The organism is Marinobacter sp. F4216 (genome assembly GCF_019931195.1).
GTDB classification, from domain to species: domain Bacteria; phylum Pseudomonadota; class Gammaproteobacteria; order Pseudomonadales; family Oleiphilaceae; genus Marinobacter; species Marinobacter suaedae.
On the sequence record NZ_JAIOUO010000006.1, the window covers coordinates 30,950 to 52,110 of the forward strand.

General features: G+C 57.4%; 16 protein-coding genes. 6 read left to right on the plus strand and 10 right to left on the minus strand.

Translation table 11 applies throughout. The annotated features are described in order from the left end of the window. Nucleotides 1–44 precede the first annotated feature (44 nt). The 3 genes from K8I84_RS12260 to K8I84_RS12270 are packed head-to-tail and all read right to left on the minus strand — an operon-like array spanning nucleotide 45 to nucleotide 4,879. The gene (locus K8I84_RS12260; RefSeq protein ID WP_223795062.1) at nucleotides 45–3,191 is read right to left on the minus strand and encodes an efflux RND transporter permease subunit; all 3,147 of its coding nucleotides are present in this window, start codon (nucleotides 3,189–3,191) and stop codon (nucleotides 45–47) included. Nucleotides 3,192–3,193: 2 nt separating this feature from the next. Continuing rightward, nucleotides 3,194–4,291: an efflux RND transporter periplasmic adaptor subunit gene (locus K8I84_RS12265; protein WP_223795063.1), complete on the minus strand. Its 1,098-nt coding sequence runs from the start codon at nucleotides 4,289–4,291 to the stop codon at nucleotides 3,194–3,196. Nucleotides 4,292–4,315: 24 nt separating this feature from the next. After that, nucleotides 4,316–4,879, minus strand: coding sequence for a DUF3833 domain-containing protein (locus tag K8I84_RS12270; RefSeq protein ID WP_223795064.1), 564 nt, complete (start codon nucleotides 4,877–4,879; stop codon nucleotides 4,316–4,318). Between the two features lie 248 nt (nucleotides 4,880–5,127). On the opposite strand from K8I84_RS12270, the gene K8I84_RS12275 reads away from it, so the two are divergent. Beyond that, entirely contained in the window at nucleotides 5,128–6,948 is a 1,821-nt protein-coding gene (locus K8I84_RS12275; protein WP_223795065.1) for an acyl-CoA dehydrogenase C-terminal domain-containing protein, read from the plus strand. 93 nt (nucleotides 6,949–7,041) lie between these two features. Here K8I84_RS12275 and K8I84_RS12280 read toward each other — a convergent pair whose 3' ends face one another. The 6 genes from K8I84_RS12280 to rpmH form a co-directional block, all read right to left on the minus strand. Continuing rightward, nucleotides 7,042–7,791 carry a substrate-binding periplasmic protein gene (locus tag K8I84_RS12280; RefSeq protein ID WP_223795066.1) on the minus strand — a complete coding sequence of 250 codons (750 nt, stop codon included), beginning with the start codon at nucleotides 7,789–7,791 and terminating at the stop codon, nucleotides 7,042–7,044. Nucleotides 7,792–7,940: 149 nt separating this feature from the next. After that, nucleotides 7,941–9,311: a tRNA uridine-5-carboxymethylaminomethyl(34) synthesis GTPase MnmE gene (gene mnmE, locus K8I84_RS12285; RefSeq protein ID WP_223795067.1), complete on the minus strand. Its 1,371-nt coding sequence runs from the start codon at nucleotides 9,309–9,311 to the stop codon at nucleotides 7,941–7,943. Nucleotides 9,312–9,379: 68 nt separating this feature from the next. After that, complete coding sequence (gene yidC, locus K8I84_RS12290) at nucleotides 9,380–11,077, minus strand: membrane protein insertase YidC (protein ID WP_223795068.1); 1,698 nt, start codon at nucleotides 11,075–11,077, stop codon at nucleotides 9,380–9,382. A 4-nt stretch (nucleotides 11,078–11,081) separates the two neighbouring features. Beyond that, nucleotides 11,082–11,378: a membrane protein insertion efficiency factor YidD gene (gene yidD, locus K8I84_RS12295; RefSeq protein ID WP_223795069.1), complete on the minus strand. Its 297-nt coding sequence runs from the start codon at nucleotides 11,376–11,378 to the stop codon at nucleotides 11,082–11,084. A 5-nt stretch (nucleotides 11,379–11,383) separates the two neighbouring features. Further along, nucleotides 11,384–11,785: a ribonuclease P protein component gene (gene rnpA / locus K8I84_RS12300; RefSeq protein ID WP_223795070.1), complete on the minus strand. Its 402-nt coding sequence runs from the start codon at nucleotides 11,783–11,785 to the stop codon at nucleotides 11,384–11,386. A 13-nt stretch (nucleotides 11,786–11,798) separates the two neighbouring features. Then, entirely contained in the window at nucleotides 11,799–11,933 is a 135-nt protein-coding gene (gene rpmH / locus K8I84_RS12305; RefSeq protein ID WP_004579611.1) for a 50S ribosomal protein L34, read from the minus strand. A 655-nt stretch (nucleotides 11,934–12,588) separates the two neighbouring features. On the opposite strand from rpmH, the gene dnaA reads away from it, so the two are divergent. The 5 genes from dnaA (at nucleotide 12,589) to gyrB (ending at nucleotide 20,231) form a co-directional block, all read left to right on the plus strand. Further along, the gene (gene dnaA / locus K8I84_RS12310; RefSeq protein ID WP_223795071.1) at nucleotides 12,589–14,040 is read left to right on the plus strand and encodes a chromosomal replication initiator protein DnaA; all 1,452 of its coding nucleotides are present in this window, start codon (nucleotides 12,589–12,591) and stop codon (nucleotides 14,038–14,040) included. A gap of 61 nt (nucleotides 14,041–14,101) precedes the next feature. Continuing rightward, on the plus strand, nucleotides 14,102–15,205 hold the full coding sequence (gene dnaN, locus K8I84_RS12315) for a DNA polymerase III subunit beta (protein WP_223795072.1): 1,104 nt from the start codon (nucleotides 14,102–14,104) through the stop codon (nucleotides 15,203–15,205). Nucleotides 15,206–15,219: 14 nt separating this feature from the next. Continuing rightward, complete coding sequence (locus K8I84_RS12320) at nucleotides 15,220–16,491, plus strand: ABC1 kinase family protein (protein ID WP_223795073.1); 1,272 nt, start codon at nucleotides 15,220–15,222, stop codon at nucleotides 16,489–16,491. A gap of 121 nt (nucleotides 16,492–16,612) precedes the next feature. Further along, nucleotides 16,613–17,743 carry a DNA replication/repair protein RecF gene (gene recF, locus K8I84_RS12325; protein WP_223795074.1) on the plus strand — a complete coding sequence of 377 codons (1,131 nt, stop codon included), beginning with the start codon at nucleotides 16,613–16,615 and terminating at the stop codon, nucleotides 17,741–17,743. 73 nt (nucleotides 17,744–17,816) lie between these two features. Next, a complete protein-coding gene (gyrB, locus tag K8I84_RS12330) occupies nucleotides 17,817–20,231 on the plus strand; it encodes a DNA topoisomerase (ATP-hydrolyzing) subunit B (RefSeq protein WP_223795075.1) in 2,415 nt (804 codons plus the stop codon). Between the two features lie 91 nt (nucleotides 20,232–20,322). On the opposite strand, the gene K8I84_RS12335 is transcribed toward gyrB, so the two are convergent. After that, entirely contained in the window at nucleotides 20,323–21,078 is a 756-nt protein-coding gene (locus K8I84_RS12335) for a VC0807 family protein (RefSeq protein WP_223795076.1), read from the minus strand. Nucleotides 21,079–21,161: the final 83 nt, after the last annotated feature.

Here is a 21,161-nt window from a genome sequence, read left to right on the forward strand (position 1 = left end):
CGTTTCCCGCCACCCTGTAAAGGGGATCCTGACTGGCCGAAGAATCAGAAATTTTCTGCCCTGCCCTGCGGAGCAGACGCCGTGCCAGCGCCTCCCGAAGAACCGGAGGCCAGGCGATCCAGCTCCTGCTCAATGGCACGGGTGGGACGGGTAAAGCGGGCCAGCAGGTTATAGAGCACCGGAATCAAGAACAGCGTCAATGTGGTGGCAAACACCAGACCACCCAGAATGACCACGCCAATGGACGCCCTGCTCTCGGCACCAGCGCCCGTCGCCAATACCAGTGGAATCGCTCCAAACACCGTCGATATGGTGGTCATCAGCACCGGTCTGAAACGCAGACTGGCGCCTTTGAGAATCGCCTCCCGGATATCGTAGCCCCGGTCACGAAGCTGGTTGGCGAACTCGACAATCAGGATGCCATTCTTGGCCATCAGACCGAGAAGCATGATGATGCCAATCTGGCTGTAGATATTGAGACTGATGCCCGACCACCAGAGCGCCAACAGAGCACCGGTGACTGCCAGCGGCACCGTCAACATGATGATCAGCGGATGAATCCAGCTCTCGAACTGGGCAGCCAGCACCAGAAACACCACCAGAAAGGCCAAACCAAAGGTGATATAGACCGCTGCGGAAGACTCCTCAAATTCCCGGGCCAGGCCCTGGTAGCTGGTTCGGGCCTCCGGTGGCAGGTTATCCACAGCCAGGGTGTTGAGGTACTTCAGCGCCGAGCCGAGATCGTAGCCCTCGGCCAGCGACGCACTGAGCACCACGGCCGGGAGCCGGTCAATACGTTTCAGGTCAGGGTTGGTGCCCGCTTCCTCGACAGACACCAACGCTTGCAAGGGAATCAGTTCGCCGTCGTCCCGGGTGCGCATGAAGATCTGCCCCAGATCCTCCGGAGTGGCGCGATCGCGCTCCGCCGCTTGCAGAATCACGTCGTACTCCTGGCCCCGATCGACATAGGTAGTGACATTTCGGGATGCCAGCAAAGTCTGCAGGGTAGTACCCACGTCCTGTACGGTAATGCCTAGATCCGCCGCCCGCTCCCGGTCGATGGACACCCGAAGCTCGGGTCGGGTGAGTTCGAAATCAATATCCGGATTCAACAGATTCGGGTTTTCCTTGGCCCGTTCCAGTATTTCCTCACTCCAGGCCTGAACGGACGCGTAATCCGGCCCGGCAATCACAAACTCCAGAGGCTGGCCAAAACCACGCCGTCCCAGGCCGGAGGGATTCACAGCCACAGTCCGGATACCGGACACCTGGCCGAGTTTGGCGCGCAGTTCATTAGTGATGTTTTGCTGCTTCTGGCTTCGCTGCTCCCAGGGCGTCAGCCCCATAATCAGGAACGCGTTGTCCTCCTCGTCACGGAAGCCCACGATCGCAAGAAACCGGTCCGAAGCCTCGCTTTCCAGGTACGGCATCAGGATCTGTTCGACCTGACGCACATAATGGTCGGTATATTCCACCGTCGACCCGCGGGGTGCGCTGGTGGGCAGGATGATGATGCCCCGATCTTCGGTCGGCGCCAATTCCTGGGCCAGTTTCGGGTAGACCAGTGCCGAAATCAGGGTGCCCACCAGCCCCAGGCCAATCAATAAGCCCGGCAGACGCAGGGAGGCGACCAGCAACCGCTCGTAGCCCCGGGTCAGGGCATGGAACACCCGTTCCGAGGCAGCCCACAGGCGATGTCCTTCGTCGGTTTCCGGGCTGTGGCGCAGCCACTTTGAGCACAGCATGGGAGTCAAAGTCAGTGCCACCAGGCTGGAGACCACCACCGCAGCCGCCAGGGTAAAGCCGAACTCGGCAAACAGGCGGCCCACATTACCGCCCATGAATGAAATCGGTACGAACACCGCCACCAGGGTGAGTGTGGTGGCAACCACCGCGAATGCCACTTGCCGGGCCCCCCGGTAGGAGGCGAGCAACGCCGGCTCCCCCTGATCAATCCGGCGCTGAATGTTCTCCAGCATGACAATGGCATCGTCCACCACCAGGCCAATGGCCAGAATGACCGCCAACAGGGTGAGTACGTTGATCGAGAAGCCCAAGAACCCGAGCCCGATAAAGGCCCCAATAACAGCAACGGGTATGGTCACCGCCGGGATCAGGGTCGCCCGCCAGGACCGAAGGAAGATGAAGATGACCAGCACCACCAGCAACACGGCGATGGCCAGAGTGGTGAGCACCTCTCGGGTGGAGGCCCGAATGAAAATGGATTCGTCGTAACTTCTGGTCAGCGTGATTTCAGGCGGCAATGTGCTGCGAATCGCATCCAGTTCAGCCTTTACAGCATCGGACACTGCCACGATGTTGGATTTTGACTGCCGAATGATGCCCAGACCAACGGCGGTCTCCCCGTTGGCACGCAACCGGGTAATGTCGGATTCCACCCCCATCCGGACATCAGACACATCACCCAGCCTCAGCAGGCTGGCGTCGTCCCGACGCAGCACCAGGGAGCGGAATTCCTCCACTGTGGATAACCGGCCATCGGCACGGACAGTAAACGTACGGGTAGCGGAATCCACCGATCCGGCGGGAAACTCGACGTTATTGCTACGCAGCGCCTGTTCGACCTCGGCCACCGTGATATCCCGGGCGGCCATCCGTTCCAGGTCCAGCCAGATCCGGATGGCATAGCGTCGCTCGCCACCGATGATCACATTGGCCACGCCCTCCAGCACCGATAACCGATCCACCAATACCCGGTCGGCGAAATCGGTCAGTTCGGCACTGTCCCACAGATCACTGCGCAGGGTGACCCACAGCACCGGACGAGCATCGGAATCCGCCTTACTGACGGTTGGTGCATCGGCTTCATCCGGCAACTGGTCGGCCACCCGTGCAACCGCATCGCGGACATCATTGGCGGCAATATCCACATCCCGGCTTGTGGAAAACTCCACACTGGTGCGGGATTCGCCCTGCTCGGTGGAGGATTCGATGGAACGGATACCCTCGATACCGCTGATGGCGCCCTCGATGATCTGGGTTACCTGGGTATCCACCACTTCTGCGGCCGCACCCGGGTAATTGGTGGCAATGGACACCACGGGCGGGTCGATGTCGGGATACTCCCGGACCGGCAACCCCAGCAGCGCAGCTACGCCGAACACCACAATCAGGAGGCTAACGACGGTGGCGAAGACCGGACGTTTGATGGAAATATCCGACAACACCATGGTCAGGAAGACTCCAGAGCACCGAGGAACCGGTTGTCCGGTATCGCGTTTTGGTCATCGACCACCCGAATCCGTTCACCGCTGCTGAGTCGATCCTGGCCAGTGACGACCACAGCGTCCTGCGGACTCAGCCCACGGGTGATCTCCACCCTGCCCGGCATCCGGGCACCGATGCCTACCGACACGCGTCGGGCCACGCCATCCTCGGCAACAAACACATAATGCTCGTCCCCGCGCACCATTACTGCCTGCTCTGGAATCACCAACGCCTCGCGCTCCTGCAGCGTGACGGTCGCTGACATAAACTGACCGGGCCGCAACCGACCCTCCGGATTATTGATCAACGCACGGACCGGCAAGGTGCGGCTAACCGGGTCTACCCGGGTCCCCAGTTTCGCCAGCTCACCGCTGAAGGGCTGGTCGGGATACGCTGGCGAAGATCCCTCGACCGGCAACCCAACGCGTAAATCGGCCAGGAATCGTTCGGGGATGGAAAACTTCAATTCCATCCGATCAACCTCATCCAGCGTGGCCAGCATCGTGCCGACGGCGATGTAGGCCCCTTCAGACAGGTCGCTCAGGCCAACCACACCTGCAAAAGGTGCCCGGATACGATGGTTCTCCAGCCGCACCACCGCTGCCTCACGTTCGGCATCGGCGATCCGGACAGTGGTGGCCAATTCATCCACCTGGGACTGGGAAATACTGTTGTTGGCGCGCAAGCTTTGAGCCCGCTTCAGTTGCCGGCGTGCTTCGGCCAGACGTGCTTCGATCACCTGGAGGTCGGCCGTGGCCTGGCGATCATCCAACTGCACCAACATCTCGCCTTGCGCGACCTTGGCTCCGGGCATCAGGTTGAGTGAGACCACCCGCCCGCTCACTTCGGCCGTCAATTCAACCGCCCTCAGGGCGCTGAGGCTACCCACAGACTTCACCACGTCGCTTACCGTAGCCGTCTCCGGTAAGCGAGTATTAACTACCTGGGCTGGCCGCTCCCGTTGACCGTCGGCCGCGGTGTTCGTACCCAGCTTTTCGAAGGTGAACAGAGCACCGAGTCCGAAAACCACCAATATCAACGCAACCAGCCATTGTTTACCCATAAAATTCCGTCGTTTTCCTTAGTGTCAGGGGCGCTTCTGGATAACCAGCACCACCTCGCCCACATCGATGCCCCATTTACTCATGGTGGTCTGGTTGATCAGCGTGTCCGGGGTCACCAGGTACATCCAGTCGTCCATTCGTACATCCAGAGTACCATCGCCATAGGCCACCTGAAGCACGTAATTCATATGGATCGCATTTCCCTGCCAGCGCATCAGGCCCGGCTCCACCACATCACCGGCGGTAGCCCGGTAACCGTCTTCCACCGGTGTCAGGGTCCAGACCCGGGTTTGCACCTCACCATCATCGAAGCGGAACACTTCATCCAGCGTACCGATGCCATCGTCGGTCCAACTGGCTTTGATATCGGCGTCGAAGGTGCGAACAACTTCACCAGAGAAATCCTTGACCACACCGCGGGCGGATAAATTGCCGACGAAAAACTCGCTGGGAACCAGGGCCGGTTCCCGGGTGTCGTAATCCTCCAGGGAGGGTCCGGCGCAGCCCGTCAGGATCCAGACACAACACAGTAACCACAGGTGGCGAATCAGGCCAGTTGAGAGGCCTCTATCAATCGGAATTTGCATGACTTTTACACTCGTAATGGTCTGTGGATAAACGCCTTTGGCCCTTCAACTCATACGCCTCTTCGCCGGTCACCGATCAGCAACGAGATGGTCGGGTTCCCTGTCCGTCATTTCGGCCAATTCGCTCTTTTGACAAAGGCCAAAGCGGTTTTCGTCAATGGCAGCCCGTCAGGAATGCCGTAAAACCTGCGCTATTGGAGGCAGCAAGCCCCGCGCCTCTCCGAGATGCTGACCAGCGAGGATCCGGTATGCCCAGTTACAAAGCACCACTGCGCGATATGAAATTCCTGCTCAACGAAGTGTTCGATTACCCCGGCCACTATCGCACTCTGAGCACCGGCGCCAACGCCACCCCAGACATTGTCGACGCGGTACTGAATGAGTGTGGCCGGTTCTGCGAGGAAGTGCTCAGTCCGCTCTATCAGACCGGCGATGAGGAAGGCTGCCGGCTGGAGGATGGTGAGGTCAGAACCCCCAACGGCTTCCGGGACGCCTACCAGCAATACGCCAGCGGGGGCTGGCAGGGCCTGTCCGCTCCGGAGGAGTTTGGCGGCCAGGGACTACCTGCCTCCATGGGCCTGTTCAAGCAGGAAATGATGGGCACCGCCAACTGGTCGTTTTCTATGTACCCGGGCCTGTCGCTCGGGGCCATGAATACGCTGTTTCTGCACGGCAGTGACGAGCAGCAGCAGACCTATCTGGAACCCCTGGTTGAGGGCCGCTGGAGCGGCACCATGTGCCTGACCGAACCCCAGTGCGGCACCGACCTGGGCCAGGTAAAGACCAGGGCCGAGCCCCGGGCCGACGGCAGCTACCAGCTGACCGGCACCAAGATTTTCATCTCCTCCGGGGATCATGACCTCACCGAGAACATTATTCACATCGTACTGGCGCGCCTGCCGGATGCGCCCAAGGGCACCCGGGGTATCAGCCTGTTTATCGTGCCCAAGTTCCTGCCCACCCCGGACGGTGGTGTCGGAGAGCGGAACGGTGTGACCTGCGGCGGACTCGAGAAAAAAATGGGCATCAAGGCGTCAGCCACCTGTGTGCTGAACTTCGACCATGCGACGGGCTATCTGATCGGCCCGGAGAACCAGGGCCTGGAATGCATGTTCACGTTTATGAACACCGCGCGCATCGGCACCGCCATCCAGGGTGTCGGGCCCGCCGAGCTGTCTTATCAATGGGCACTGGACTATGCCCGGGAACGCCGCTCCATGCGGGCGCTGTCCGGCAAGAAGGAACCGGAGCAGGTGGCCGATGCCCTGATTTACCATGCCGATGTGCGCCGTATGTTGATGACTCAGAAGGCCATTGCCGAGGGCGGCCGGGCCATGCTGTATTACGCGGCCCGGCTGGCCGACCACATGGTCGATGGCCATATGCGCGGGGACCAAGAGGCTGTGGATAAGTACGACGACAAGCTGGGCTTCCTCACCCCGATCCTGAAAGGCTTCCTCACGGAGTTGGGAAATGAGGCGGCCAATTTGGGTATGCAGGTGTTCGGCGGCCACGGCTACATCCGCGAACACGGCATGGAACAGATTGTCCGGGATACCCGCATTGCCACCCTGTACGAGGGCACCACCGGCATCCAGGCGCTGGATCTCCTTGGCCGCAAGGTCCTGCTGATGACCAGAGGCGGCGCCGTCCGGGAATTCACCCTGAAGGTCGCCAACTTCGCCCGCAAACACCTGACCAACAGTCAGCTCCGCCCGATGGCACTGGAGCTGCTGAAACTGACAGGCCAGTGGAACTGGCTCACGGTCAGAGTCATGCTGGCCGCGCGCAAGGACCGGGATGTGGTCAGCTCGGCAGCCACCGACTTTCTGATGTACAGCGGCTACGTGACCATGGCCTACATCTGGGCCCGACAGGCAGCAGTGGCGGTGGCAAAGCTGGACACCGGTGGCGAGGAGAGCGAGGCCTTCTACCGGGCCAAGCTGGCGACGGCGGAATTCTACTATCAGCGCCTGTTGCCGAGGGCGCTGGGCCATGCCACCACCATGCTCGCGCCAGCGAATACGATGATGCAACTCGAGGCGGGCGATATGGCCTGCACCCGCTGAGACCGACAAAAGCAGGCGGCTGGTTTAGGCACCTTGTTCATGACCAGGGGGAAGCGATCGGCTTCCCCCTGGTGCAGACAACGGAGTGCTCTGTCAGAGCCCGTATTTGGTCTGAAGCGCCTCGTACAAACCATTACGCTTGATGGTTTCAAGCCCTTCATTCAGCTTATCCATGACCTCATCGGGGGTTTCCAGATTCATGGCAAGGTACAGTTCCGTGTTATTGAACGAGTAAACAGGCACCAGTCCTTCCACATTCTGCTGTGACGCAAAGTAAGGACCCGCCAGACGATCCGCAATCCAGAGGTCTACCTGTCCCAACTCCAGGCGCTTGGGGTTCACGTCGTCACTTTCCATTTCAGAGACCTGATAGCCACGCTCCAGCAGGTACTCGGTCATGACATCCCCCCGATACCCGGCATAAAGCATGTCTTTGGTGTCCTCCAGGCTATCAATCTCCAGATCCGAGCCGGCCGGTGCAAAAACGGTCCACAGGTTACTGGTCAGCGGTCCAACCCACTGGAACTCAGGCGCACGGTTTTCGGTATACGTGGTGCAGTAAATACCATGGTTCTTCTTGCTCAATGCCCGGTTGTAACCGTAGTCCCAGTTGCGCAGCTTGATGACATAATCCAGTTCAGACGCGTCAAGAACTGCCTTCACCAACTCGGTACACAGGCCATCAATTCCTTCACCGGTATGCTCGAAGGCCCGCCCGGTGGAACTCATGTTGTAGGGAGGAAAATTCTCGGTGTAGATATACAGTTTTTCAGTCGCCAGGGCAGGAACTGAAACGCTGGTAAAACCCAGCACGGCAACGAAGAAAGCGATGATCTTTTGCACAGGTTATCTCCTTAACCAGTAAAACATGAGCGTCGGAAACCACGGTAGGCTCCGGAAAATCCGAGGGAGTTTACCTAGGCTGCTGCGCTGTGGCAGAGATAAATTGTTAGTTTTCGTAATGGGAAGAAGCCTCTACGAATGAGGACCCGCTACTTCCCGATACAGAAACTGCTGAAGATCTTGCCCAGAAGTTCATCCGGCGACAGGTGACCGGTGATTTCTCCCAGCGCATCCTGAGCCGCCCGTAGATCCTCGGCAAGCAACTCCCCTGCTCCGTACCCTTCCAACTGATTTTGTCCCTGTACCAGGAGCTCTCTGGCGCGCTCAAGGGCATCCAGATGCCGGCGCCGGGCCAGGAAGCCACCCTCGGTGGTACTGGCAAAGCCCATGCACTGCTTCAGGTGGTCCCGCAGTACTTCCAGCCCTTCGGCGGATTTCGCCGACAGCCGGATTACCGGTGCGGAATGATGGGGCGCGGCGCTGATGCCCACCGGCTCGTCAGACAGGTCGACCTTGTTACGAATCACCGATACCGGCGCATTTGCCGGCAACTGGTCAATGAAGTCCGGCCAGATCTCGTGAGGTTCGGTTTCCGGGGTGGTGGTCGCATCCACCATCAGCAGGATGCGGTCGGCCTGGCGGATTTCTTCCCAGGCCCGCTCGATGCCGATACGTTCCACCTCATCAGGGCTGTCCCGCAGACCCGCGGTATCGATGATGTGCAGGGGCATGCCATCGATGTGGATATGTTCCCGCAGCACATCCCGGGTGGTGCCTTCGATGGCGGTGACAATCGCCGCCTCGCGTCCGGCCAGCGCATTAAGCAAGCTGGATTTCCCGGCATTGGGCCGGCCGGCGATCACTACCTTCATGCCATCCCGCAGGATAGTGCCCTGCTGGGCCTCGGCCAGAATCGTCTCCAGCTGCTCGAGCAGACCTTGCAAATCGGCCGCAACCTTACCATCGGCAAGGAAATCGATCTCCTCTTCGGGAAAGTCGATTGCCGCCTCGACGTAGATACGCAAGTGCGTGACCGCATCCACCAGATCGTTGACCCGCTGGGAAAACACCCCCTGCATGGAACGTACGGCGCAGCGGGCAGCCTGCTCGGAACTGCTTTCAATCAGGTCGGCAATGGCCTCCGCCTGGGCCAGATCCAGCTTGTCGTTCAGGAATGCCCGCTCCGAGAACTCGCCAGGACGGGCCAGCCGAGCTCCCAGGTCGCACACCTCCCTGAGCAGAAGATCCAGAATGACGGTTCCACCGTGACCCTGAAGTTCGAACACATCCTCCCCGGTGAACGAATTCGGGTTGGGGAAAAACAGGCCGATGCCCTCATCGATCAGCTCGCCTTCGCAATCCAGGAAGGGTCCGTAATGGGCGTAACGGGGCCTGGGCTCATAGCCCAGTATGCGCTGAGCGATCTTCCCGGCGGCCGGGCCCGAGACCCGGACGATACCCACACCAGCCTGTCCGGGGGCTGTGGCAATGGCGGCAATGGTATCGAACGATGAGGTCATGGGTGTTCCTTTCTGGCAAAACCAAAGAGGCTCCCGAAGGAGCCTCTGTCTGGATCAGGATAAACCGTTTACCGGTTTTTGCCTGCCACTTGTGCTTCAATCTGGCGGGTAATGTACCACTGCTGGGCAATGGACAGGATGTTGTTGACCAGCCAGTAGAGAACCAGACCGGCCGGGAACCAGAGGAAGAACACGGTAAAGATGAACGGCATCATCTTCATGATCTTGGCCTGCATGGGATCCGGTGGTGTTGGGTTCAGGTGCATCTGCAGGAACATGCTGGCGCCCATCAGGATCGGCAGGATGAAGTACGGATCCATCTGGGACAGATCCTGAATCCACAGCATGAACGGCGCGTGGCGCAACTGAACGCTTTCGAACAGTACCCAGTACAGGGCAATGAACACCGGCATCTGGACCAGGATCGGCAGACAGCCACCGAGCGGATTGATCTTTTCCCGCTTGTACAGTGCCATCATCTCCTGGGACATGCGCTGGCGATCGTCACCGTACAGTTCCTTCAGGCGGGTCAGCTGGGGCGCAACCGCACGCATCTTGGCCATGGACCGGTAGCTGGTGGCGGACAGGTGGAAGAACACAGCTTTGACCAGAATGGTCAACAGGATAATCGCCACACCCCAGTTACCAACGAGGCTGTGGAACCAGTCCAGGATGATGAACAGGGGCTGGGAGATAAAGAACAGCCAGCCGAAGTCCACCGTACGGTCCAGGTTTGGAGCCATGGCTTCCAGACGATCGATGATCTTGGGACCGACATAGGCCTGAGCACCCACTTCAGCGCTCTCACCCGGGGCAACCTTGGTTGCCGGATAAACGAAGCCCATCACGTGCAAAGAGCCCCGACGGGTAGTCTGGAACTGAGCAAGCTGGTCGCGGTCCGGCACCCAGGCAGTCAGGAAGTAATGCTGCAAAAAGGCCATCCAGCCGTTGGTGACCTGTTGGTTCACAGGTGTTTCAGACAGATCACTCAAATCGATCTTTTCATAGGGATCTTCCGGAGTGCTGACGACCAGCCCCAGGAAGGCCTGAATGCCCATGGTGTTCTGACTGGTGGGGTCCGGGGCCTGATCACGAACAATCTTGCCGGTGAAATTGGCCTGCCAGGATTCGCTGGACTGGTTGTCGATCAGGTAGCGGATGTCCACCTGATAGCTGTCCCGTTCGAAGATGTAACGCTTGGTCAGGTTGACGCCCTGCTCGGTGGTCAGTTTCAGATCCACGGTCAGCTGATCTTCACCCTCAGAAAGGGTAAAGGCATCGGTACTGGCCTGATAGACCGGAGCTGAACCACTGGAACGGCTGTCCGGCCCCTGACGGCCGATCAGACCGCTTTCCAGCACATAGGTGCGGAACTCGGTGCTGGTTAAGAGTTCCAGCGGCTTGGGCTTATTCAGTGATTCGTCGTAGTTGAGCAGGGAACTGCGAACCAGATTGCCGCCCACACGATCGATGGTCAGTTTCAACACATCGGTTTCAACGGTGATGAACCGGTTGGCTACGTCCGAATCGCTGGCAGCTGGTGCCTGCTCATCACTGGAGGTTCCTGGTACCGAGAACTCTTCGCCGGTGTTGGAGCCGGAGCCTTCCTGGGGAAGCACCATGCCATCGGTGCCACCTTCGATGGAGGCGGTTTCACTGACCTGGGCCGTTTCTACCGGCTGACCATAATCCTCGTTCCAGGAAAGCACCATCAGGTAACTGACGATGGCGAGTCCGGCGTACAAGACAAAGCGTTGAATATCCATAAAATTAATGTCTGGTTCGGATAGTAGTTGGTGAATGAGCCTTGGGCCCAAGCTCGTGTCGGTCACACGATGCTACAGGTTGTGGTTCTGTGCCAGGTACCGGATCGTAACCGCCTTCAGACCAGGGATGGCATCGCGACAATCGTTTGGTCGCAAGCAAAAGGCCTTTCAGGGCACCGTGATGCGTAATGGCTTCGACGGCGTATTGTGAACAGGTTGGGTAGTGTCGGCAATGGCTAGCCATCATGGGGCTGATGGCGTACTGATAGAAGCGAATGGGTAAGAGCAGGAGTTTGCGCATTGACCCTATCTCCTATCTGAGAGATCGGCAGGGGGAGCCTCGGTCGTCTGAGAGAGCTGATGCTTTTTGTTCAGTCGTCGCCAGAGGTCGCTCAGTGCCTTCTGAATCGCCCGATTATCCAGGTCTTTGAGTCCCTGACGGCCCAGAAGAACTATATCCATTTCCGGCAGATGGTGCTGCTGGCGAAAACTTTCCCTGACCTGACGCTTGATCCGGTTTCTCTGGACGGCGAGCTTCAGGTTCTTCTTGGAGAAGATCAAGCCGATCCTGGCGTGGCCGAGTTGGTTCGGCGTGGCCAGGATCAGAAAATTCCGATGAGGAACCTTGATCTGCACGTCATTGAAGACTTTGCCGTAATCAGCTGGTCGTAGCAGACGGTGTGATTTCGGGAAACTCAAAGCCTTCATGAGGCGAACGGGATTACGCAGACAGGCGTGCGCGACCCTTGGCGCGACGACGGGCAATTACCTTGCGGCCATTGGCAGTTGCCATACGGGCACGGAAGCCGTGAACGCGCTTACGCTTCAGGACGCTCGGTTGAAACGTTCTTTTCATGGTGATGATCTCACAGTTCGTAAATTGGGAGTTCCAAACTGGCTGGAAAATGTACAGCCAAAACAGGAGCGGCATTCTATGCAAATACGGTCTGGAATTCAATGCTTCTGAGCGTTCGGGTATTACGTGAAAACGCGGACGGCTGAGAATTCTGGAACAGGCGAATGACTAATAAGAGTTAATAAGTCTTTTTAGAATTTTTTTAAAAGATATTTATTACTGTTATTAGGGTATCCGTTTTCTGTTGATAACCAAGAAAAACACTTTAAGGTCAGCGTGATGGCTTGATGATAAGGGGCTTGAAAAACGGCCTTAAGGTCTGTGGACATCGTTGATAGGAAATGTGGACAAAGTGGCTTTCCGGGATTCGGTGGAGTTATCCCACTGGTTGTCCCTGTACTCATCACGAGCTTGAACCCAGGGTATACACACAAGGGTGTGGGTAACTGCAAAGAAAGAAATTTTCTGTACACAAGCCTGTAGGTAAGTGCGTAACAAAATGAAAAACCTTATAAAAAGTTTCCACAGGGTGTTCATGAAGTGCGAGTGAGCCTTTTACTGAAGAGGGTGTCAGGGTAAAATCCGCAGTCCGCCTGTTGAAATGAAGAAAGGTCGTTTCGACGAGTGCCGTTGTAGAACTTTGGAGCTGGCCAACGTGCCAAACCGTATGTGGCATCAATGTCTTGAAATACTCCGGGACGAGTTTCCGGCACAACAGTTCAATACCTGGCTGAGACCGCTGCAATCCGATCAGCGGGACGGGCAGTTGATGCTGTTTGCCCCAAACCGCTTTGTGATGGATTGGGTGAACGAAAAATACCTGCGCCGTATAGAAGAAGTATTAAAGGATATCGGTGGGGGCCAGGCGCCGAGAGTGACCTTGAAGGTGGGGTCTGCGCCCAAGGCGGGGGAACCGGTCGCGAGGTCGCAGGCGCCACAGCCAGAAAAAAGCAAAGTGCAGGAAGAAAGTGGCGGCCGGCTGACGGAAGAAGAAAAAGGCGTGGCCGCAACAGCCACCACAGCGCCTGCGGCCAGGCCAGCCGACACCGAGCGCCGGTCGGTGCAGGTGGAAGGTGACATCAAGCACCAGAGTTATCTTAATGAAGGCTTTACCTTTGAAACCTTTGTCGAGGGTAAGTCCAACCAGCTGGCAAGGGCGGCCTCCATGCAGGTGGCGGAAAACCCCGGAGGCGCTTACAACCCGTTGTTTCTCTACGGTGGCGTGGGCCTGGGTAAAACCCATTTGATGCATGCCATTGGTAACGAGATCGTCCGCAAGAATCCCCGTGCGAAAGTGGCCTATCTGCGTTCAGAGCGATTTGTGGCGGATATGGTCAAGGCCCTGCAGCTGAACGCAATCAACGAATTCAAGCGGTACTACCGGTCGGTGGATGCACTGTTGATCGACGATATACAGTTCTTCGCCCGCAAGGAACGGTCCCAGGAGGAGTTTTTCCACACCTTTAATGCGCTGCTGGAAGGTGGGCAACAGGTGATCGTTACCTGCGACCGGTTCCCGAAAGAAATCGTGGACATGGAAGAACGACTGAAATCCCGGTTCGGCTGGGGACTGACGGTGATGGTGGAACCGCCGGAGCTGGAAACGCGGGTGGCGATTCTGATGAAGAAGGCAGATCAGTCGAACGTGAAACTGTCCAGCGAAGCGGCTTTCTTTATTGCCCAGAAAATCCGGTCGAATGTTCGAGAGCTAGAGGGGGCGCTTCGTCTGGTGATAGCGAATGCTCACTTCACTGGCTCGGAGATTACCCCACCGTTTATCCGGGAGAGCCTCAAGGATCTGCTGGCCCTGCATGAAAAGCAGGTGAGTATCGACAACATCCAGCGTACGGTGGCTGAGTATTACAAGATCAAGGTAGCGGACCTGTTGTCAAAGCGACGGACCCGGACAGTCACGCGTCCCCGGCAGGTGGCGATGGCATTGGCCAAGGAACTGACGAATCACAGCCTGCCGGAAATCGGCGATGCTTTTGGCGGCCGGGACCATACCACGGTGTTGCACGCCTGCAAGAAGATTGTCGAACTGCAGGAGACTGACCCGGGCATCCGCGAGGACTACCAGAATTTTATGCGATTGCTGACCACCTGATGCCGGTGGTCGTGTTTGGAATAAACCTTCTTTCTTTAAACCGACAACGAAGCTGAGTGCCATGAAACTGACGATCAGCCGTGAATCCCTCCTGACTCCTCTGCAAAGCATTGCCGGGGTTGTGGAAAAGAAGCAGACCATGCCGGTGCTGTCCAATGTGTTGCTGGTGGCCGAAGACAATACCCTGACGCTGACCGGTACCAATATGGAAGTGGAGCTTATTGGACGTGTCACGCCGGTGCACGTGGACCAGCCGGGCCGGATCACCGTGCCGGCTCGCAAGCTGGCCGATATCTGCCGCGCACTGAGCGAGGAAACGCCCATCGAGCTGGGACTGGAAGGGGATCGGCTGCACGTACGCAGCGGCCCGAGCCACTTCACTCTGTCCACATTGCCGGCGGAACATTTCCCGAACGTGGAAGATGAGGACGAAAGTTTTCGTCTGGAATTGCCGCAGAAGGAACTGGGTCGGATGCTGGATGCCACCGCATTTGCCATGGCCCAGCAGGACGTTCGCTATTACCTGAACGGTTTGTTGCTGGAAGTGGATCAGGGCCATGTGCGCACGGTAGCCACCGACGGGCATCGCCTGGCGATGGCGCATCAGGAAATGGCCACCGGTTGTCCCGAATTGCGACAGGTGATCGTGCCCCGTAAAGGTGTGCTGGAACTGGCCCGTTTGCTGGATGATGTGGAAAACCCGGTGACCCTGGTGATTGGTGAGAATCATTTGCGGGCGACCGTGGGTGCCTACACCTTCACGTCCAAGCTGATCGAAGGCAAGTTCCCCGACTACAACCGGGTCATTCCACGGGGTGGCGACAAAATTGTCATGGCGGACCGGTCGGTGCTGAAGAACACCCTTCAGCGGGCAGGTATCCTGTCCCACGAGAATATTCGGGGTGTTCGGCTCAACCTGTCATCGAATCAGTTGCAGGTGTTCGCCAACAACCCGGACCAGGAACAGGCCGAAGACGCGCTGCCGGTGGAGTACCAGGGCGAATCCCTGCAGATCGGTTTTAACGTAGGCTATCTGGTAGACGTAATGAACGCGTTGGATGAGGAGCAGGTGAAGATCACCCTGTCGAACCCCAACAGCAGCGCACTGATTGAATCGCAGACAGACAATCGTTGTCTGTATGTTGTCATGCCGATGAGGCTCTAGGAGGACGTTAGCTGATGGGCACCGTAACGAATGGAATCAAAGGCGCACTGAGAATCGGGCAGACCCTGTCCGTGCTCGGACGCACGGGAGTCGACTGGGTTCGGGGCGAACGCCCCCCTACCCCACGGCTGGTTCGTCAGACGTTCGAATCCCTGGGGGCGACCTATATCAAGCTGGGACAGTTTATTGCCAGCTCCCCGACGTTTTTCCCGAAGGAATACGTTGAGGAGTTTCAGTACTGTCTGGATAAAACTCCGAACCTTCCGTTCAGCGTGATCAAGAAGATTATTCGGGAGGAGCTGGATAAGCCTCTGGATCAGGTGTATTCCCATATTGATCCGGTCGCGCTAGCATCGGCGTCGATTGCCCAGGTCCACGCAGCCCGATTGGTAACAGGCGAAGATGTGGTGATCAAGGTGCAGAAGCCCGGTGTGGAAAACATTCTGCTCACCGACCTCAATTTCCTGTATGCCTCGGCAAAGATTCTGGAGACTCTGGCGCCAAAACTGTCGTGGACGTCGCTGTCCGGGATTGTGGAAGAAATTCAGCGAACCATGATGGAAGAGTGCGATTTCATCAAGGAAGCGAACAACCTGAAGGTGTTCCGGAACTTCCTGCACGATACCCACAATGAGGACGCGACGGTACCGCTGGTGTACGAGCACTGCAGTACCCGCCGGGTCCTGACCATGGAACGCTTCCATGGCGTACCGCTGACGGATCTGGAGAGTATCCGGGGCTATGCCCGTGATCCGGAGCGCACCCTGATTACGGCGATGAATACCTGGTTTTCCAGTCTGACCCAGTGCGAGTTTTTCCATGCGGACGTGCACGCCGGAAATCTGATGGTTCTGAAAGACGGTCGGGTTGGCTTTATCGACTTCGGTATCGTCGGGCGAATCAAACCGGATACCTGGCAGGCCGTGAGTGATTTCATTTCGTCGGTGATGGTGGGGAATTTTGAAGGCATGGCGGATGCGATGATTCGGATCGGCATCACCCGGGAAACGGTTCAGGTCAGTGAGCTCGCGGCGGACCTTCGTCGGTTGTACCAGCAAATGGACAAGATGGTACCGGACCAGGTGCCTTATGAAATGGAGCAGGCGGAGGACGACGTGAACCATATTCTGATGGATATGGTGAAGATCGGGGAAAGCCACGGTCTGCATTTCCCCCGGGAGTTTGCCCTGCTGCTGAAACAGTTCTTGTATTTCGACCGCTACGTGCACATTCTTGCGCCGGAGATGGACGTGTTTATGGACGAGCGACTGAATATGTTGCACTGAGGCAGTCGCCTTCGGTAAGTGGCTTTTGTACACTAGGGCAGCGAATCGACGAACGGTTCGCTGCCCTTTTTTTATTGCGTGTTCCATCCTGCAGGCTTGCCTGGTCTGAGTCTTCCAATTTATGGCGCTAGTCAAACTTCAAACTCAGAATTTCCGGAATTTGTCTCCGGAGGCGGTGAGCTTTTCTCCCTCGTTTAATCTTTTATTCGGTGCCAACGGAAGCGGTAAAACCAGCGTGCTCGAGGCAATCGGGTATCTTGGCCTGGGCCGCTCTTTCCGGGTAAATCGGCATCAGGCGGTGGCCCGCCATGGCGAGCAGAAATTCACTGTCTTTGGTGGGCTGGATCAGGGCAGGTTGAACGCTGACTCAGACCAGGCTTCGGAGGAGCTCGCCCATCGCGTTGGTTTGTCCAGAGACATCAGTCAGAAAGAGACGGCGCTTCGGGTAGACGGTGAAAGTGTTCGTAGCCTGTCGGCAATGGCCAGGCACCTGCCGGTCTCGGTGATTGATCCTGGTGTGTTTGACGTGGTGGCCGGAGCGCCGGGCAAACGGCGACAGTTTATCGACTGGGCAGTGTTCCACGTGGAACCTTCTTTTGCTTCGGCCTGGCAACAGTGCCAAAGAGTCACGTCACAGCGGAATAAAATGCTCAGAAATGGTAGACTCGACGATGGCTTGTTAAAGGTCTGGGATGCCCAGTATGCGGCGGTCAGTGAGCGTCTGACGTCCGCCAGGCAGGAGACTTTTACGCAGTTTCGGACGGCCTTCGATCACCTGATCCGGGAGTTGGAGGTCAGCTGGACCGAAGGACTGAAAGTGGACCTGTACCCGGGCTGGGATGTTTCCCAGTCTCTGGCCGATGTTCTGGCCGGCCACCGGGAACAGGAACTTAAGATGGGGCATACCCTGTACGGTCCTAATCGAGCGGATGTCCGCATCAAGTTTCAGGGCCGTCCGGTATCGGAGACCTTCTCCCGAGGACAGCAGAAAACCCTGGTCATTCTTATGAAGATTGCCCAGGGGATGGTTTTGGCGGAAAAGGGCAAGCAAGTTACGTTCTTGCTGGACGACATTAACGCCGAACTGGATGACGAGCATCAAGCCATGCTGGCGCAACGACTGCAGGCGTTGGGTTGTCAGGTGTTTATCACCTCAATCCAGCGACCGTCCGTCGATCATTTATGGGGGCGTGGCATGGCACCGGAATATCGAATGTTCCACGTGGAACATGGCAACTTGATAGAAGAATAATGCCGGGCAAACTCTGGTCCGAGGGCTGATTCCCTCCGGCTGATTAAACCGGTACACCCTTCAGGAGTCTCTAATGAGCGAATCGAATTACAATTCCTCCAGCATCAAGGTCTTGAAAGGACTGGATGCGGTGCGCAAGCGCCCCGGCATGTACATTGGTGATACCGACGATGGCACGGGCCTCCACCACATGGTTTTCGAATTGGTGGACAACTCCATCGATGAGGCTCTGGCCGGCTACTGTTCCGAAATTGGCGTCATTATTCACCCGGACGAGTCCATCACGGTTAAAGATAACGGTCGTGGTATCCCAGTGGATATGCACGAGGAGGAAGGTGTATCGGCAGCCGAAGTGATCATGACCGTGCTGCACGCCGGCGGTAAGTTCGACGATAACTCCTACAAGGTTTCCGGCGGTCTGCACGGCGTTGGGGTCTCTGTGGTTAATGCCCTCTCCTCTACCCTGACCCTGACCATTCGCCGTGACAAAACCGTGTACGAGCAAAGTTACACCCACGGTGTTCCCAATGCCCCGCTGACAGCCGTCGGAGAAACTGACGCCTCCGGTACCAGTGTGCACTTTGTCCCGTCTCCCGAAACCTTTACCCAGATCGAGTTCCACTACGATATTCTGGCGAAACGCCTGCGTGAGCTGGCGTTCCTGAACAGTGGTGTTCGTATCCGCCTGACCGACGAGCGTTCTGGCAAGGAAGAAGTTTTCGAGTATGAAGGTGGTTTGAAGGCCTTCGTAGAGCACCTGAACACCAATAAAACGCCGCTGAACCGGGTTTTCCACTTCAACATGGATCGTGAGGATGGTATTTCTGTGGAAGTGGCCATGCAGTGGAACGACGCCTTCCAGGAAAATATCTTCTGCTTTACCAACAACATTCCCCAGCGGGACGGTGGTACTCACCTCGCCGGCTTCCGGGCGGCCCTGACGCGCTCCATGAACAATTACATCGAGCACGAGGGTCTGGGCAAGAAGGCTAAAGTGGCCACCTCCGGTGACGATGCCCGTGAAGGCCTGACCGCCATTATCAGCGTGAAGGTACCGGATCCGAAGTTCTCCTCCCAGACCAAGGACAAACTGGTGTCCTCTGAAGTTAAAACGGCGGTGGAACAGGAACTGTACCAGAGCTTCTCGGAGTACCTGCAGGAACAGCCCAATGAAGCCAAGACCATCGTCAACAAGATGATCGAAGCTGCTCGGGCCCGTGAAGCCGCGCGCAAGGCCAGGGATATGACCCGCCGCAAGGGCGCGCTGGACATTGCCGGGCTGCCCGGCAAGCTCGCCGACTGTCAGGAAAAAGATCCTGCCCTGTCCGAGCTGTACATTGTGGAGGGTGACTCGGCCGGCGGCAGCGCCAAACAGGGCCGGGACCGCAAGACTCAGGCAATCCTCCCGCTCAAGGGTAAGATCCTGAACGTGGAGAAAGCCCGCTTCGACAAAATGCTGTCCTCCGCCGAGGTCGGCACGTTGATTACAGCCCTGGGCTGCGGCATTGGCCGCGAAGAGTTCAACCCGGACAAGCTCCGTTACCACTCCATCATCATCATGACCGATGCCGACGTGGACGGATCCCACATCCGCACACTCCTGCTGACGTTCCTGTTCCGCCAGATGCGGGAAATCATCGAACGTGGCCACGTGTTCATTGCCATGCCTCCCCTGTACAAGGTTAAGCGTGGCAAGCAGGAAGAGTATCTGAAGGACGAGAAGGCCAAAGAAGCCTACCTCACCCAGACCGCTCTGGAAGGCGCCCAGCTGTTCGTAAACCCGGACGCACCGGCGATCAAGGATTCCGCGCTGGAAACCATGGTGAAGGACTATCAGGCTGTTATGGCGATGATCGAGCGCCTGTCCCGTGCCTACCCGGCCAAGGTTCTGGAGCAGATGGTGAGCAACGTGACACTGAAGCCCGAACACCTGAAGGAAGAAGCTGCAGTGGCTCGCTGGGTGGCTCGCCTGGGCGAAGGTCTGGATCTGGACACCCGTACCGGTACCAAGTACGTATTCTCGGTCAGTCGGGACGAAGAGCGCGGTCTGTACCTGCCGAAAGTGACCATTCACGTGCACGGTATTCCAACCGACTACGTGTTTAACCACGACTTCTTCGAATCCTCGTCCTACGCCGCCATCGCCCGCATGGGTGAGACTCTGGACGGTCTGATCGAGGACGGTGCCTATGTGCAGCGTGGTGAACGCAAACAGGCGGTGCTGTCCTTTGAGGGCGCACTGGCGTGGCTGATGAAAGAGGCCCAGCGCGGTCTGAACATTCAGCGCTACAAGGGATTGGGTGAGATGAACCCGGAGCAGCTGTGGGAGACCACCATGGATCCGGAAACCCGTCGAATGATGAAGGTCACCATAGAGGATGCCATTGCCGCGGACCAGATCTTTACCACCCTGATGGGTGATGAGGTCGAACCGCGTCGGGACTTTATCCAGACCAACGCACTGGAAGTGACCAACCTGGACGTTTGATTTCACTCAACGAACAGGTGTGAAAAAGGGGCGCAGGTTTTATCCTGCGCCCCTTTTTTATTGTGACTGGCTCCGTCTTTTCGCCCGGAATCTAATCGTTCGAGGCTGAACAGTTTTTCGACTTGTCCTCGTCCAGCAAGTGAGGCGCCATGACTTCCTCCAGCTTGAAACCGGTGAGTCTTCGAATGGTCCGCCACAGGTAATAGAAAATCAGCAGCATCATGATCATCGACGGAATCGCAATTATCGGGTAACTGACCAGCGTCATCTGGCCCAATTCCTCATTAAAGGCCTGGGTACCGGAGGGACTGACCACGATCCACTTGGCGATGATGTAGTTCATGATCGAGGAAAACAGAAACGTACCGGCAAAGAAATAGGTGGCCTTCAGCAGACGACTCTCAAATTCTGCCACATTGCCCTTCTCCTCCAGCGCACGATGGATCTTATCCACATCCAGAACGTTGGGGTTATACAACAGCGTGCGTACCAGCGGGTATTTGGTCCAGGACGACACCAGGACCGCCAGACCGATCAGCGCAGGAATGGCCGCTTCCTTAATGGCCAGCCAACCCGCATCCAGCTCCAGCAGACCGATACCGCCGGTTAGACCCACACTGATCAGACCCAGCACGGCGATAAAGTTTTTCTTCCCGTAGCGCACCAGTTCAAACAGACCCCAACCCAGCGGAAAGGCCAGGCCGATGATCAGCGCGTTGACGCTGCCCAGGTGTTCATCCCCACTGAATTTCATCAGGATCACGGAAGGGATGACGATACTGACCAGTAAATCGATAAAGGGGCGAGGTTTGTGGTCTGGACGACCGGAGGTATTCGGAGTGTTCATATCGAGCGGCCCGTCGGATTGCTTGAGCAGGAACATCCCTGCTAAGCAGGGGCTGTTGGGCCAGTATACGATAATTGGCAAGG